This is a genomic window from Microbacterium sp. cf332 (assembly GCF_900102175.1).
Lineage (GTDB): Bacteria > Actinomycetota > Actinomycetes > Actinomycetales > Microbacteriaceae > Microbacterium.
Window position 1 is genome coordinate 1160399 of sequence record NZ_FNKN01000001.1, and the last position, 15416, is coordinate 1175814.

Below are 15416 nucleotides of genomic sequence, written 5' to 3' on the forward strand. Positions count from 1 at the left end.
CTCGGCGATCCGATCAGGCCGGCAGCGCGGCGAGGACGCCGAGCCAGTGGGCGGCCGTGGCCTCGTCGAAGGGCGGGCGGTGCGCGGTGACGGCGGTCTCGAGGTCGACGGCGAGCGCCTCGAGCTCGGCGACGACGTCGGCTGGGTAGCCGTAGGCCACGCGGTGCTCGTCCCACTCGTCGCGATCGTCGATCCAGATGCCGCGCGTGGCCGAGTCGACGACGTCCAGGTCCATGTCGACGGCCGTCGGCTCGCCGCCCGCGTCCCACCGGGCATCCCAGGCGATGTCGATGTAGACGCGGGTCGGGTGCGGCGGTGCGTTCATCGTCAGCACCCACTCGCCGACGGGCGGAAGCAGCATGATGCTCGGGTGCGCGACGACGAAGTCGCGCCCGGGACGGCTGCTGCGGTCGCCGGGCCGCTGGCCGAACCAGTCGCCGTGCTCGTCGCTCCCGAGGTAGATGCAGGCGTGCACCCAGTGCGTTCCGCCGTCCCACTTGCGCCAGCGGAAGGTCACCGGAGTTCCCGGCGCGGGACGGAGCATCACGCGCCGAGTCTAGGCTGGTCTGGTGATCGATTCTGCGCCCGCCGTCCGGCTGCGCGTTGTCACCCGCGAGATCGAGTCGGTCGACGAGATGCTCGTCTTCGCCGATCCCCACGACCCGACGGTCTGGTCTCGCCGCGGCGACGTCCTCGTCGCACGGGGCACCGCCGCCGCGTTCGTCGCGCCCGAGTCGGACACCGGGCCCGATGCGGTCGCCGCCTGGTGGCGCCGGACGATCTCGAGTGCCGAGATCGACGACCCCGTGCAGCTCCCGGGATCCGGGCTCGTCGCCTTCGGCGCCCTGCCGTTCGACCCCCACCGCCTCGGCACCGCCGATCCGTCGACCCCGCGCCTGCACTTCGCCGTACCGCAGGTCATCGTCGGTCGGCGTGGCTCCCGCTCGTGGGTCACCGCGATCACGGCGGACGGACGGACGCCGTCGGCGGACCTCCCCGAGACCACCGGGTTCGGGCCGCACTGGTCGGCCACGACCGGCCCCGGCGCTCTGACTCCAGATGGCTATCAGCGCATCGTCCGGGCCGGCGTCGAGGCCATCCGAGGCGGCGAGATCGAGAAGGTCGTCCTCGCGCGTGATCTCGCCGGCACCGTCCCGGCCGACGCCGATCTGCGCCGTCTCGTGCGTGCGCTCGCGTCCGCCTATCCCGACACGTGGGCCTTCGCTGTCGACGGCCTCATCGGGGCGAGCCCCGAAACCCTCGTGACGGTCTCGAAGGGCACCGTGACGGCCCGTGTCCTCGCGGGCACGATCGCCCGCGGCGCGGACGCGGACGCCGACACCGCGGCATCGCTCGCCCTCGCGACCAGCACGAAGGATCTCGACGAGCACGGGTACGCCGTGCGCAGCGTGCTCGACGCCCTCCGTCCCTCCACGTCATCCCTGGTTGCGGGCGAACAGCCGTTCATGCTGAAGCTGCCCAACGTCTGGCACCTCGCCACCGACGTCGAGGGCGAGCTCGCCGGCGACGCCTCGGCGCTCGACCTCGTCGCGGCGCTGCATCCCACCGCGGCCGTCGCAGGCACCCCGACGCCCGCGGCGCTGGATGCCATCCGGCGTCTCGAGCCCTTCAACCGCGGTCGCTACGCGGGACCGGTGGGGTGGATCGACGCGAACGGCGACGGCGAATGGGCGATCGCGCTCCGCTGCGCGCAGTTCCGTCCGCGTGACCGCCCCGCCGACGACGCGCCCATCCCGTTCACCGCATACGCGGGCGCGGGCATCGTCGGAGCCAGTGATCCGGAGTCGGAGATGCTGGAGACGCGCGTGAAGTTCCGTCCCATCATCGACGCGCTCGCCTGAGCGACCCGCCCGTCATCCCGGACGGCGCCGCGGATGCCGCATCCGTGCGTCAGCGCGTGAGCGGCACTTCGATGAGCTGCCGCCCGCCCACCGGCGAGGTCAGCGCCTGGTCGAGGGCCGACCTCGTCGTCACGCGCCGGTACTCCCACCCGTAGGCGAGGGCGAGCTGCTCGAGCCGCGTCTGATGAGGGGTGAACAGCACGCGGTCCGCGTCCTCTCGCGGCGCGGTGCGAGCGACCTCGAGACCGTCGAAGATCGTGCCGCCTCCGTCGTTCCCGACGATGACCTGGATGCGCGGCTCGTGCTCGGCGCCGGGCAGCAGCAGCGCCCCGACGTCGTGCAGCAGCGACAGGTCGCCGGTGAGCACACGGGTGACGCCCGCGCGGGCTTCGTCCTGGCTGGCGATCGCGATGCCGGTGCCCGTCGCGACGATGCCGTCGATGCCGGCGAGCCCGCGGTTCGCGTGCACCGGGATCTTCTTGCCGCCGAGCACCGCATCGGCGACCCGCACGAGTCGCGATGAGGCGAACAGCAGCCGGTCGTGAGGCCAGCTCGCTCGCCAGACGGCGTCGACGAGCGACGCACGATCGAGCGGGGCACGCAGCACGGCCATCTCGGCAGAGATCGCGTCGAGCCGCTCCCGCGGCACGTCCGACGCGAGGCCGTCGGCATCGGGAGCGGCGGGGCTGAGGTCGACGGATGCATCGCGCGACGCGCGCAGCCACGCGGCGAGCCATGTCCGATCGGTTTCACCGTCGTCGACGACGACCGTCGCCGCCGCGGTCGTGGCGCCGTTGAGGTTGAGCGGCTCACCCGGGCCGCGCACCGCGATGACCTCGAGCTCGGGACGCGCCAGCAGGGCGGCCACCTCCCGGCTGAGCGTCGGATGCCCGAACACCACGACCCGCTCGATGGCGTCGACGAGCTCGGCACGGCCCAGCACCTCCCGGTAGCCGTGCACGAGGTGGCGCCCGAAGCGCGCTCCGCTCACGATCTCGGCGACGAGCGGCCAGCCGCCCCGGTGCGCGAGGTCCTCGGCGGCGGGTCCGGCGTCGGCGCCCGCGACGACGAGGGTGCGCGGTCCGCGTGCGAGCCGCGTCGGCGCGATGTCGGCTGCGGGGTCCTCGGCCTCGCCGATGCCTCCACCGCCTTGATAGTGGGCGCCCGACGCCGTCGGGCCACCGGCGGCATCCGCCTCGTCGGCGGCGCCCGTTCCGGCCTGGCCGGCCGCGGTGGCGTCGCCCGGGGAAGCAGCGTCGGCCGTCTCGACGAGCCACGCCGGCAGCGCCCCCGACAGGGGATCGCGGTACGGCAGGTTCAGATGCACCGGGCCGGCGGCACGCGCCAGGTCGCCACGCGCCGCGGCCACGGCGTCCGCGGCGATGCCTGCGAGCTCGGCAGCCTGCGGGGCTCCCGGATCGGGGTCGACCGACTCCGGCGTGGGGGCGTCGAGCTCGAGCCGCACGAACCCCGCGAAGAGACCCGGTTGACGGGTCGCCTGGTTCGCACCGATACCCCGCAGCTCCGGCGGCCGGTCGGCCGTCAGCAGCAGCATCGGCACTCCGGCGTGATGGGCTTCGAGAACGGCCGGCATGAGATTCGCGACCGCGGTGCCCGAGGTGCAGACGACCGCGGCGGGGAGGCCGGTCTCACGACCGATCCCCAGAGCGGTGAATCCCGCGACGCGCTCGTCGATCCTCACGTGCAGACGGATGACGCCTCGTCGCTCGAGCTCCGCCGCCACGAGCGCGAGCGCCTGCGACCGCGATCCCGGGCTGAGGACCACATGCCGCACACCGCACGCGACGAGCGCACCGAGCAGAGCCGCGGCGGCGTCGGTCGCGGGGGCCCGGTCCACCGATCCGGCGCCGGCGTCGTCGACGACGCTCATGTCAGGCGAGAGGGCCGCGCGAGCCGGCCGGTCCCTCGGCGTCGTCGTCGCTCTGCGACGAGCGCGTCGGCGGAACGTCGCGGGGGTCGTCGGCCTCGGCGTCGAGAGCAGCGAGCTCTTCCTCGAGACGCCGGATGCGATCGTCTTGGTCTCGGGTCGATCCGAGGCTGCCGAGGAAGTCGGGATCGTCGTCCGGCGCACGTCGCACCGGAGCGGCCGAGCGTCGCGCGCGTCCGACGACGAACCAGAGGATGCCGCCGAGCACGGGCAGCAGGACCACGATGAGGATCCAGACGGGCTTGCTCACACCGCGATGACGGGTCGCATCCTGCAGCGCGCAGTCCACGATGCTGTACACCCAGAAGGCGAGTGCCAGCAGCACACCGATGAGCAGGAGCCGCGCCATCCTCCCATCCTAGGCGTCCGGCGGGCCGCCCGGCCCGGACGTAGACTGACGGGATGAATGCCCGCTCGGCCGTCCTCTACTCGGTGCTGCGGCTGCTCGCCTTCCTCGTTCCATTCGGGATCATGATGCTCATCCCGATCATGCGCGAGTACTACTGGCTGTCGGCGATCTTCGCCGCCCTCATCGGCCTCAGCCTGTCGATGATCTTCCTGCGCCGCCCGCTCGACGACGTCGCGACAGGACTGGCGGCGCGACGCACCCGGCGCAGCTCCGGCGAACAGGCCGATGCCGACGCCGAGGACGCTGCGTCCTGAGCGCCCGGGCGCTCAGCCCACGAAGGCCCAGAGCAGGAATGCTCCGAAGGCCACCGATGTCAGCGACGTGAGCGCCAGGGCGACGACCAGCTCGCGCGGCTGACGGTAGGTCCACACGATCAGGATGGCCGACAGCGCCGGCAGCAGTGCGAAGAGGGTGAGCCACGCGATCGGGTAGACGAGCGCGAGCAGGACGGCGATCGCGAACGGCGCCAGCACGAAGAGCGTGAAGACGATGCGCGTCGCCGTGCGGCCGATGAGCACGGACAATGTGCGCTTGCCCGCGATGCGATCCTGATCGATGTCGCGCAGATTGTTCGCCAACAGCACGGCACAGGCCAGCAGGCCCGCGCCGACGGCGCCGAACCAGGCCTCCTGAGGCACCGAGCCCGCCTGCACGAACGTCGTACCGACGGTTGCGACGAGACCGAAGAAGACGAAGACGAACAGCTCCCCGAGCCCCGCGTACCCGTAAGGGCGCTTGCCGCCCGTATAGAACCACGCCGCCACAACGCACGCAGCGCCCACGATCAGCATCCACCAGTGCCCGGTGCGTACGACGATGGCGACGCCTGCCGCCGCGGCGAGGCCGAAGAAGGCGAGCGCGACGATGAGCACCGTCCGGGGACGCGCGAGCCGCCCTCCGGTGAGGCGCGCCGGACCGACACGCACGTCGTCGGTGCCCCGGATGCCGTCGCTGTAGTCGTTGGCGTAGTTGACGCCGATCTGCAGCGCGACCGCGACCACGAGGCAGCACAGGGCGATGACCCAGTGCAGTTCGCGGTCGACGAGCATCGCCGCTCCGGTGCCGATGAGGACGGGCGTGATCGCGAGCGGCAGGGTCCGCAGCCGCGCGGCGCCGATCCAGTCGCGCGCGGTCGCCGTGCGCGGCGGCGGCGCGGCGACGAGGCCGCGCTTGGCGGGGTTGCCGCCACGGGACGCGGGACGGGACGATTTGGGAGAACCGGACGAACGAGCCACGAGGGATCAGTTTAGATCGCGAGCATGCGTCGGACGGCCGCGCGGTCGGGTTTGCCGCTCTCGAGCACCGGCATCCGCTCGACGGTGACGATACGGGCGGGGCGTGCGGGCTTGCCGAGACGGTCGGCGACCGCCTCACGCGCACCGGCGAGAAGCCGATCGGCATCGCCCCCGGTACCCGAGAGGGCCGCACGCGCGACGACGATCGCCGACGCCTGGCCCCACCGCTCGTCGGCGATCGGGACGACGACGGCCGCCTCGCAGCCGCGCTGCTCACGGACGACGGCCTCGACGCGGTCGAGCGAGACGTTCACCCCGCCCGAGACGATGACGTTGTCGATGCGCCCCGTCACCCGCAGTCCCGAGCCGTCGAACTCCCCGGCGTCGCCCGTGCGGTACCAGCGCGTGCCGCCGTCGACGACGAACGCCGTCGCGGTGCGCTCGGGCTCACCGCGGTACCCGTCCGCGAGCACAGGCCCCGACAGCTGCACCTCCCCGTCGGCGATGCGGACGCCGACGCCGTCGAGCGGGACGCCGTCGTAGACGCATCCGCCGCTCGTCTCGGTCGACCCGTAGGTACGCACGATCCGCGCTCCCGCGGCATCGGCCCGCTCCCGCTGCGCGACGGGCAGCGACTGCCCCCCCACCAGGATGGCCTCGTACGCCCGCAGCGCTCGTGCGACGGCGGCATCCGTCTCGGCGGCGTCGAGCAGGTCGGAGAGCTGGGCGGGCACGAGGGAGGTGAACATCGGCACCCGGTGCCCGCCGACGCTCGAGTGCATCGAGGCCGTCACGGCGGCGAAGGCCGTCGGCGAGAACGACCCCGCGAGGACCGCGGGCTCATGCCCCGCCAGCAGTCCGCGGACGATGACCTGCAGGCCCGCGACGTAGCCGGGGGCGAGGGCGAGCAGCCACCGCCCCTCCCCGATGCGGGCAGCCGTCGCCGTCGCGCTGGCGATCAGCGCCGACCGGCTGAGGACGACGCTCTTGGGCACTCCGGTCGAGCCCGAGGTCGTCACGACCGCGGCCGTCCCCGCCGGGGCCGTCGCTCCGGGAGCGGGCGCCGTCGCGGCACCGAGGGCGAGGGCGGGGCCGGCGCCGTCGAGGGTGAGCCGGAGCGCCCGGAGCACGTCGCGCGGCTCCGGGCCGACCGGCACCAGATCCACCGGCATGTCAGAAGTGGTACGGGTAGGGCGACCAGTCGGGATCGCGCTTCTGCAGGAACGCGTCGCGCCCCTCGACCGCCTCGTCGGTGCCGTAGGCCAGCCGGGTCGCCTCGCCTGCGAACACCTGCTGACCGACCATGCCGTCGTCGATCGCGTTGAAGGCGAACTTGAGCATCCGGATCGCGGTGGGCGACTTGCCGAGGATCGTCCGCGCCATCGCGATCGCCTCGCGTTCGAGCTCGTCGTGCGGAACGACCCGATTGACCGCGCCCATCTCGTAGGCGCGCGCGGCGGAGTACTCCTCGGCGAGGAAGAACACCTCGCGGGCGACCTTCTGCCCGACCTGGCGCGCCATGTAGGCCGAGCCGTAGCCGGCGTCGAAGGAGCCGACATCCGCATCGGTCTGCTTGAAGCGGCCGTGCTCGGCCGAGGCGATCGACAGATCGCACACGATGTGCAGCGAGTGGCCACCGCCGGCCGCCCACCCGGGGATGACCGCGATGACGACCTTCGGCATGAACCGGATGAGACGCTGCACCTCGAGGATGTGCAGGCGGCCTGCGCGGGCCGGGTCGGCCACGGCGCTCTCGTCGTCGCTGTACTTGTAGCCGTCGCGCCCGCGGATGCGCTGGTCGCCTCCCGAGCAGAACGCCCAGCCGCCGTCCTTCGCGCTCGGGCCGTTGCCCGTGAGCAGCACCACGCCGATCCTCGGGTCTTGACGAGCCGTGTCGAGGGCGCGGTACAGCTCATCGACCGTGTGCGGCCGGAAGGCGTTGCGCACCTCTGGGCGATCGAAGGCGATGCGGGCGATCCGTCCGTCGCGCGAGACGTGGGCGGTGATGTCGGTGTACGCGTCCGCTCCGGGGGCGAGCGACCATTCCGCGGGATCGAACAGTTCCGAGACCATGCCGCCAGCCTATGCCGCGGTGGCAGGATGAACGCGTGGACGACGCCCTGCCCCTACCCGCCCTGGCCGACCTGCTCGACCGGGCGCACGTCGTGGCGCTGCCGCTGACCACCCGCTTCCGCGGCATCGACGTGCGCGAGGCCCTGCTCCTCGAGGGGCCGCACGGATGGACGGAGTTCTCACCGTTCGTCGAGTACGACGACGACGAGGCGTCGACGTGGCTGTCGGCCGCGCTCGAGTTCGGGTGGTCTGCTCCCCCGGCGCCGCTCCGCGACACCGTGGCGGTGAACGCGACCGTGCCCGCCGTCGACGCCGGTCGTGTGGCCGCCGTGCTCGCCCGATTCGACGGATGCCGCACGGTCAAGGTCAAGGTCGCCGAGCGCGGCCAGGTGCTCGCGGACGATGTCGCGCGCGTCCACGCGGTGCGTGACGCACTCGGGCCGGAGGGACGCATCCGCGTCGATGCGAACGGCGGATGGAACCTCGACGAGGCCGAGCACGCGCTGCACGCCCTCGCGGAGTTCGACCTCGAGTACGCGGAGCAGCCCTGCGCGAGCGTGCCGGAGCTGGCCGAGCTGCGCCGACGGGTGCACTACATGGGCATCCCGATCGCGGCCGACGAGAGTGTCCGCAAGGCCGCCGATCCGCTCGCCGTGGCGCGGGCGGGTGCGGCCGACCTGCTCGTGATCAAGGCGCAGCCCCTCGGCGGGGTGCGCCGAGCCCTCGCGATCGTCGCGGAAGCCGGACTCCCCGCCGTCGTGTCGAGCGCCCTCGACACGAGCGTGGGGCTGTCGATGGGGGTCGCGCTCGCGGCATCCCTCCCCGATCTCGACTTCGACTGCGGGCTCGGCACGGCGTCGCTCCTCGAGCGCGACGTCGCCGCCTCGCCGCTGCGACCGGCCGCCGGCGCCCTGCCGGTCGGCCGAATACAGGTCGATCGCGCCGCCCTCGACGAGAGCGCCGCCCCGTCCGACCGCCGTCGATGGTGGCTCGACCGGCTCGGACGTTGCCACGCCCTGCTCGCGCAGGCCCGCTGAACGCCCGCGCGTCGAGCGCGCTCAGTCGACGAGCAGGGCGGTCGCGAGCTGCCCGATGCGCTCGTGCAGCCGCCGCGTGGTCTCCGCCTCGTCAGCGCCCTCGATGGCCGAGCGCTCGCACGTCGCGTCGGCGAGATCGACCATGAGGCGGGCGACTTCCACCGCAGGGATGCGGAACCGCAGCTCGTACACGGCCGTGATGTCGTCGACGATGCGGCGGACCCGTTCGACGATGCCGTCCTGCAGGGTCAGGTATGCGGCGGCGATCCGCTCGTCGCGGATGGCCTGCGCGCGCAGCTCCGACACGAGCCGGGGCTCCATCCCCGCCAGCGAGACTCCGACGATCTCGGGGACGAGGGATGCCGGGTCGGGCTGTGCCGAGCGGTCGAGAGCCCGCACCCGGTCGGCGACCGCGTCGAGCTTCTCGCCCGACGAGCGCTCGACGAGGGCGAGGAACAGCTCGCCCTTCGACGCGAAGTTCGAGTAGAAGGCGCCGCGCGAGAATCCCGCGCGGTCGCAGACGGCCTCGACCGAGGCGGCATCCAAGCCGACCTCGGCGAAGACCTCGGCAGCGGCATCCAGCAGCCGGGTGCGCGTGTTCTCGCGGCTGCGGGTGGCCGGGCGGGCCTCGGCGTCCATGGTGCTCCTCGGGTTCACATCGATCATCCAGGGTGATCGCGGGGGAATGAACCTAGGATACATTGGTGTATCGGATACAGCGCTGTATCGAAACCCTCTGACGATCATCCTCTGGAGCGCCCGTGTCCACACTCCTCTTCACCCTGGGACGTTGGTCGTTCCGCCACCCCTGGCGGGTGCTCGTGTCGTGGCTCCTGATCCTCGTCATCGCCGGCGGCGGCGCCCTCCTGCTGAACAAGGGCACCGACAACTCGTTCACGATCCCCGGCACCGAGGCTCAGGAAGGCCTCGAGCTGCTGAGCCGCACCTTCCCGCAGGCGAGCGGCACGAGCGCGCAGCTCGTCATCGTCGCGCCCGAGGGCGACAGCGTGCGCGACGAGCCGTTCGCGGGAGACATCGCCGACGCCGTCGCCGACTTCGAGGGCCTCGGCGACGACGTCGCCGCCGTGACCGACCCGTTCGACGAGACGGTGTCGGGTCTGGTGTCGGAGGACGATCGGGCGGCGATCGTGCGCGTCCAGTTCGACGGCGAGGCGACCGCCGTGAGCAGCGACACGACGGAGGCGCTCAGCGCCGTCGCCGAGCAGCTGCGTTCCGACCTGCCGGCCGGAACGCAGATCGCTCTCGGCGGCGACCTGTTCTCGACGTCGATCCCCGCCCTGTCGATCGTCGAGGTCATCGGCGTGCTCATCGCGCTGTTCGTCCTGATCATCACCTTCCGCTCTTTCGCGGTGTCGTGGTTCCCGCTCGTGAGCGCGCTCATCGGCGTCGCCCTCGCCACCGCGATGATCTTCGTCGCGACCCAGTTCGCCTCCGTCTCGTCGACGACCCCGCTCCTCTCGGTGATGCTCGGCCTCGCCGTCGGCATCGACTACTCGCTCTTCATCGCGGCGCGGCATCAGGATCAGGTGCGCGCCGGCATGGACCCCGAGGAGTCGGCCGCCCGCTCGACCGGTACCGCCGGGTCGTCGGTCGCGTTCGCCGGCGTCACGGTGCTCATCGCGCTCGTCGGTCTGAGCTTCGCCGGCATCCCGTTCCTGACGACCATGGGCATCGCCGCGGCCGTCGCCGTCGCGATCGCGGTCGTCGTGGCCGTCACCCTCACCCCTGCCCTGCTCGGCTTCGCCGGCGCGCGGGTCGCCGGCTGGCCGCGCCGCACGAAGCGCTCGCGGAAGACGGCACCCGCGGCACGTCGCTCGTTCGCCGAGCGCTGGGTCCGCGGCGTCACGCGGCATCCGCTCGTGACGACCGTCGCCGTCGTGGTCGGACTCGGTGTGGTCGCCATACCCTCGGCGAGCCTCACTCTCGCGCTCCCCAACGCCGGCGTGCAGCCGCCGTCGAGCGAGGCGCGACAGGCCTACGACCTGACGGCCGAGCACTTCGGCCCGGGTGCGAACGGCCCGCTCATCATGACCGGCACGATCGTGACCTCGACCGATCCGCTCGCCCTCATGCAGGACATCGGCGACGACATCGCATCCCTCCCCGGCGTGAAGGAGGTCGCCCTCGCGACGCCGAACGAGACGGCCGATACCGGGCTCGTCCAGATCGTCCCCGAGACCGCGCCGGACTCCCCCGAGACGGCCGACCTCGTGCGCGAACTGCGGGCACAGCACGACCGTCTCCTCGACGAGTACGGGGTCGACCTCAAAGTCACGGGCTTCACCGCGGTGGGCATCGACATCTCCGACCGCCTCGGCGCCGCACTCCTGCCGTTCGGCATCTTCGTCGTCGGCCTCTCGCTCATCCTGCTGACGATCGTGTTCCGGTCGATCTGGGTCCCGATCAAGGCCGCGCTGGGCTACCTGCTCTCGGTGCTCGCCGCGTTCGGCGTCGTCGCCGCGGTCTTCGAGTGGGGCTGGTTCGCCGACCTCCTCCACGTCACCCGCGAGGGACCGGTCATCAGCTTCATGCCGATCATCCTCATGGGCGTGCTGTTCGGCCTCGCGATGGACTACGAGGTCTTCCTCGTATCGCGTATGCGCGAGGACTACGTGCACGGTCGGCGCGATCGTGGCGGCCGCGCCGACCGCCACACCGCCGTCGGCGCCGTCCGCAGCGGATTCACCTCGTCGGCCCGCGTCGTCACCGCGGCGGCCGTCATCATGTTCGCCGTGTTCGCGGCCTTCGTGCCCGAGGGCGACTCGTCGATCAAGCCCATCGCGCTCGGCCTGGCGGTCGGCATCGCCGTCGACGCCTTCCTCATCCGGATGACGCTCGTGCCCGCGGTGATGGCGCTGCTCGGCGAGAAGGCGTGGTGGATGCCCCGCTGGCTCGACCGCATCCTCCCCCACTTCGACATCGAAGGCGAGGCGGTCGAACGCGAGCTGTCGCTGCGCGACTGGCCCGAGCGCAACACGTCCGCCGCCGTCGTCGGAGACGACGTCGCGGTCTACGCCGACGAGGACGGCCGCTCGGCGGTCTTCGCGGGCGCGACCTTCCGCCTCGAGCCCGGCGACACGCTCGTCGCCTCGCACCCGGACCCGCGGGTGGGGCGCGCGTTCGCCCTCGCCGTCTCCGGGCGCCTCCGGGTCGAGGGAGGCCGGCTGCGCGTCGGCGGGCACCTGCTGCCCGAGCGTGCGCCGTGGGTGCGTTCGCACGTCGGTCTCGCCCTCCTCGACACCGCCGGCGACCCCATCGCCGAACTGCGGCGGGCCGTCGCCGGGAGCACCACGATCGTGGTCGTCGACGGCCTCGACGCGGTGACCGGCGCCGAACGGGACCAGGTCGCGGCAGTGCTCCGAGACGCTGCTGCCTCTCTCGGCGACCGGAACGCCGGCGCGCGCGCCGGTGCGCTCACGGTCGTGGTCGTCGCGCGCCGCGAACAGGGCGTCCTCGACGTGCTCGCCGACGCCCACCGCACCGCTCCCCAGTCCCTCCCCCTCCACGACGGCTCCGCACCGGCGCCCGCGCCCCAGCCGTCGAACCCGACCTCCGAGGTGGTCTCGTCATGACTCTCCCCATCGAACGCGCCCGCTCGCGCCGACCCGTCACGTGGCTCACGATCGTCGGCGTCATCCTGCTGCCCGTCCTCATCGGCGGGGTGCTCGTCGCGGCGCTGTACAACCCCGTCGAGCGGCTCGACAACATGCGTGCGGCGATCGTCAACGACGACCAGGCGGTCGAGATCGATGGACAGCTGGTCCCCCTCGGCCGGCAGCTGACAGCGGGTCTCGTCGCCGGCTCCGACGACGTTCCGAGCAACCTCGACTGGGTCATCTCGAACGACGACGACGCTCGCACGGGTCTGGCGGACGGGACCTACGACGCCGTCGTGACGATCCCCAGCGGCTTCTCCGCGGCGGCGACGTCGACCGCCCCGGGCGGCACCCCCGAGAGAGCCACGATCCGAGTCGACACGGCACCCGACGGGCTCGTCGTCGATGATGCGATCACCGCTCAGATCACCCAGGCGGCCACCTCGCTCATGGGCTCGCAACTCTCGACGGTGTACCTCGAGAACGTGTTCCTCGGCTTCACGACGCTCGGCGACCAGCTCGGCGACGCCGCGAACGGCGCGCACCAGCTCGCCGACGGCGGTCGCACGGCCGCCGACGGCGCGACGCAGCTCGCCGACGGCGCGGGACAGCTCCAGACCGGCGCGGCAGCCCTGTCGGACGGCGTCGGGCAACTCGCCGGCGGCGCATCGCAGCTCGCCGACGGTGCCGGTGCGACGCAGTCGGGCCTGACGACCTGGGCGCAGGGAGCGCGCGAGCTCGCCGGCGGGACCGAGCAGTGGGCGACGGGCCTGTCGCAATCGCTGAGCGGCGTGACCGTGCCCGAGATCCCCGCCGATGCGGTGGCCGGGGCGCAGTACCTCGCTGAGAACTCCGACCGCATCGCCACGGGCGTGACCCAGGCCGCGCAGGAGCTCGCCGCGGTCGCCGCCAGCTGCGAAGCCGACGGCGGCACCCCGGAGGTCTGCGACGCGCTGCGCGCCGTCTCCGATCGCACGCAGACGGCACTGCCCGAGGTCACGGGCGTGATCGGCCAGTCCGGGCAGATCGCCGGGCAGATCTCCGGTCTGGCGACCTCGGCGCCCGCCCTCGTCTCGGGTCTGCAGCAGGCGGCGGACGCTGCCACGCGACTCTCGAACGGCATGACCGAGCTTGCGAACGGCGCCGATGCGCTGGCTGCCGGCGGCGGTCAGCTCGCCTCCGGTGCCTCGGCCCTCGCACCCGGGGCGTCCACTGCGGCCGATGGTGCCGCCCAGCTCTCGAGCGGCGCCGGCGACCTCGCGGGTGGTGCGGGCGAGCTGGCATCCGGCGTCGGCACGCTCGCCGACGGCACCGGCACCCTCGCCGACGGTCTCGACACCGCGACCGCGGCCCTCCCCTCGTACACGGATCAGCAGGCGACCGACCTCGCGAGCGTCGTCGCCGCGCCGGTCGGCGCCGAGGGACTGGGCTCCGAGCTGTTCGGCGCTTCGGCGATCCCGCTGCTGACCGGCCTCGCGCTCTGGCTCGGCGCGATCGGATCGTTCGTGGCTCTGCAGGCGGTTCCGCGCGGCGCACTGACCTCGCGGCGTCCATCGTTCCTGCTCGCACTGCGCGCCTTCCTGCCCGCCGCCGTCGTGGGCCTGGTCCAGGGCGTGCTGGTCGCCGTCGTCGTGCAGCTCGCGGCCTCGTACGACCCGTGGACGTGGGCCGCGTTCGCCGGGCTGTCGGCCCTGGCCGGCGTCGCCTTCGCGGCCGTGAACCAGGCGCTCGTCGCGCTGCTCGGGGGCGCCGGCCGCTGGGTGGCGGCCGGAGTCGCTGTGCTGGCCGTCGCGACGGGCGTCGTCTCGACGGTGCCCGGGGTGCTCTCGCAGATCGCTTCGCTCCTGCCGACCGCGTCGGCCTACCGCGGCCTGCTGTCGGTGCTCACCTCCGCCGGCGGCGGTGGTGCCGCCGTCGCGGGGCTGGTGATCTGGACCCTGCTCTCGCTCTTCATCACCGTCGTGGTCATCGCCCGCGCGCGCACGACCTCTGTGCGCGCCGTGCTCCATCCCGCATCCGCCTGAGGCGCACGCGTCGTCGCCGACCCTCACGCGCGAGGGTTCAGCTGGCAGCTCACGCCGCCTCGCGCGTCTGGAACGGGCGATTGCTGCCAGGCGAAGCAGGCGAAGGCCACGCCCGCCACGCCGCGCGAGCGCGGCGCGCGGTCAGCTCAGGCCGCTGTAGGCGTGCAGACCCTTGAAGAACTGGTTGACGATGATGAAATTGAACAGCACCGCCGAGAACCCGACGATCGAAAGCCACGCGCTGCGGTTGCCTCGCCAGCCGCGCGTCGCACGGGCGTGGATGTAGCCCGCGTAGAGCACCCAGATGACGAAGGTCCAGACTTCCTTCGTGTCGAAGCCCCAGTACCGCCCCCACGCGTCGTTTGCCCAGATGGCGCCGGCGATGAGGGTGAACGTCCAGAAGATGAAGCCGATGATCGCGAAGCGGTAGGCCAGCGACTCGAGCGCCTCGGCGCTCGGCAGCGTACGAAGGAATTGCGGCCCCTCACGCGGAGCACGCGGCGCCGGCGCGTCGTCGCCCGTCGCGCTGTCGGCGCCGACGCGGGCGATCGCGCGCACCTCGCGTCGCGCTTGCATGAGCTGGACGATCGACAGGGCGAACGCCAGGGCGAGGAACGCCGACGCCAGCGACGCGACGAACACGTGGATGACGAGCCAGACCGACTTCAGCGGATCAGCGAGCGGCACGACCACGACGTAGAAGCTGGTGGCGGCGCCACCGAGGAGCACCACGGTCAGTCCCGTGATGAAGGTGCCGAGGAAGCGGAGGTCGTAGCGGAAGAGCACGACGAGGTAGACCATGACGACGAGCAGGGTGCCGGTCATCGCGAACTCGTACATGTTCGACCACGGCACCCGTTCGGCGGCGATGCCACGCAGCACGGTCGCCGCCACGTGGAACAGGAAGCCGATCCACGCCAGCGCCGTGCCGATGCGCGCCCAGAGCAGGCGCGGGCGGTCGGCGGGTCGGGCGTTGAGGGCGAGCTCGGCCTCGGCCTCGGCCGCACGGATCTGCCCGATGGTCTGTCCGCCGGCAGCCACGAGGGCCGGCGCCGCGACGGCCGCGGGGGCGGCGTCCTTCGCTTTGAGCGCGAGGTCGGACCGGCGCGCCAGGTCGACGGCGTAGGCGATGAAGGACAGCGCATAGACAGCGACGGCCGTCCACACGAGCAGGACCGAGACGGCATCCAGCGACAGGTCTTCGGGCATGG

Annotated in this window: 13 protein-coding genes; 5 read left to right on the forward strand and 8 right to left on the reverse strand. The window is 72.6% G+C overall.

Annotated elements, in window-relative coordinates:
* Window positions 1–13: 13 nt before the first annotated feature.
* Complete coding sequence (locus BLT21_RS05540; protein ID WP_371113429.1) at window positions 14–544, reverse strand: DUF402 domain-containing protein; 531 nt, start codon at window positions 542–544, stop codon at window positions 14–16.
* A 28-nt stretch (window positions 545–572) separates the two neighbouring features.
* Here BLT21_RS05540 and BLT21_RS05545 point away from each other — a divergent pair, with 28 nt between their 5' ends.
* Window positions 573–1862, forward strand: a complete 1290-nt coding sequence (locus BLT21_RS05545) for an isochorismate synthase (RefSeq protein WP_256335970.1) — start codon at window positions 573–575, stop codon at window positions 1860–1862.
* Between the two features lie 49 nt (window positions 1863–1911).
* Here BLT21_RS05545 and menD read toward each other — a convergent pair whose 3' ends face one another.
* Together menD and BLT21_RS05555 are read right to left on the reverse strand one after the other, a co-directional pair.
* The gene (menD, locus tag BLT21_RS05550) at window positions 1912–3753 is read right to left on the reverse strand and encodes a 2-succinyl-5-enolpyruvyl-6-hydroxy-3-cyclohexene-1-carboxylic-acid synthase (RefSeq protein ID WP_091500235.1); all 1842 of its coding nucleotides are present in this window, start codon (window positions 3751–3753) and stop codon (window positions 1912–1914) included.
* A gap of 1 nt (window position 3754) precedes the next feature.
* On the reverse strand, window positions 3755–4159 hold the full coding sequence (locus tag BLT21_RS05555; protein ID WP_091500237.1) for a PLD nuclease N-terminal domain-containing protein: 405 nt from the start codon (window positions 4157–4159) through the stop codon (window positions 3755–3757).
* A 53-nt stretch (window positions 4160–4212) separates the two neighbouring features.
* Between BLT21_RS05555 and BLT21_RS05560 the strand changes: the two genes are divergently transcribed.
* The gene (locus tag BLT21_RS05560; RefSeq protein WP_091500239.1) at window positions 4213–4473 is read left to right on the forward strand and encodes a DUF4229 domain-containing protein; all 261 of its coding nucleotides are present in this window, start codon (window positions 4213–4215) and stop codon (window positions 4471–4473) included.
* 12 nt (window positions 4474–4485) lie between these two features.
* Here the strand turns inward: BLT21_RS05560 and BLT21_RS05565 are convergent, their stop codons facing one another.
* The 3 genes from BLT21_RS05565 to BLT21_RS05575 are packed head-to-tail and all read right to left on the reverse strand — an operon-like array spanning window position 4486 to window position 7527.
* The gene (locus tag BLT21_RS05565) at window positions 4486–5454 is read right to left on the reverse strand and encodes a 1,4-dihydroxy-2-naphthoate polyprenyltransferase (RefSeq protein WP_091500241.1); all 969 of its coding nucleotides are present in this window, start codon (window positions 5452–5454) and stop codon (window positions 4486–4488) included.
* 11 nt (window positions 5455–5465) lie between these two features.
* Complete coding sequence (locus tag BLT21_RS05570; protein WP_091500244.1) at window positions 5466–6626, reverse strand: AMP-binding protein; 1161 nt, start codon at window positions 6624–6626, stop codon at window positions 5466–5468.
* Window position 6627: 1 nt separating this feature from the next.
* Entirely contained in the window at window positions 6628–7527 is a 900-nt protein-coding gene (locus tag BLT21_RS05575; protein ID WP_091500247.1) for a 1,4-dihydroxy-2-naphthoyl-CoA synthase, read from the reverse strand.
* Between the two features lie 47 nt (window positions 7528–7574).
* On the opposite strand from BLT21_RS05575, the gene BLT21_RS05580 reads away from it, so the two are divergent.
* Window positions 7575–8564 (forward strand): o-succinylbenzoate synthase, encoded by a 990-nt coding sequence (locus BLT21_RS05580; protein WP_091500712.1) that lies wholly within the window; start codon window positions 7575–7577, stop codon window positions 8562–8564.
* 21 nt (window positions 8565–8585) lie between these two features.
* On the opposite strand, the gene BLT21_RS05585 is transcribed toward BLT21_RS05580, so the two are convergent.
* Entirely contained in the window at window positions 8586–9203 is a 618-nt protein-coding gene (locus tag BLT21_RS05585) for a TetR/AcrR family transcriptional regulator (protein WP_091500250.1), read from the reverse strand.
* Between the two features lie 122 nt (window positions 9204–9325).
* Here BLT21_RS05585 and BLT21_RS05590 point away from each other — a divergent pair, with 122 nt between their 5' ends.
* Window positions 9326–12157 (forward strand): MMPL family transporter, encoded by a 2832-nt coding sequence (locus BLT21_RS05590; protein ID WP_091500252.1) that lies wholly within the window; start codon window positions 9326–9328, stop codon window positions 12155–12157.
* Complete coding sequence (locus BLT21_RS05595) at window positions 12154–14205, forward strand: YhgE/Pip family protein (protein ID WP_091500254.1); 2052 nt, start codon at window positions 12154–12156, stop codon at window positions 14203–14205. The genes BLT21_RS05590 and BLT21_RS05595 overlap by 4 nt, the downstream gene beginning before the upstream one ends.
* Window positions 14206–14346: 141 nt before the next feature.
* Here BLT21_RS05595 and ccsB read toward each other — a convergent pair whose 3' ends face one another.
* Entirely contained in the window at window positions 14347–15414 is a 1068-nt protein-coding gene (ccsB, locus tag BLT21_RS05600) for a c-type cytochrome biogenesis protein CcsB (protein ID WP_091500257.1), read from the reverse strand.
* Window positions 15415–15416 lie beyond the last annotated feature (2 nt).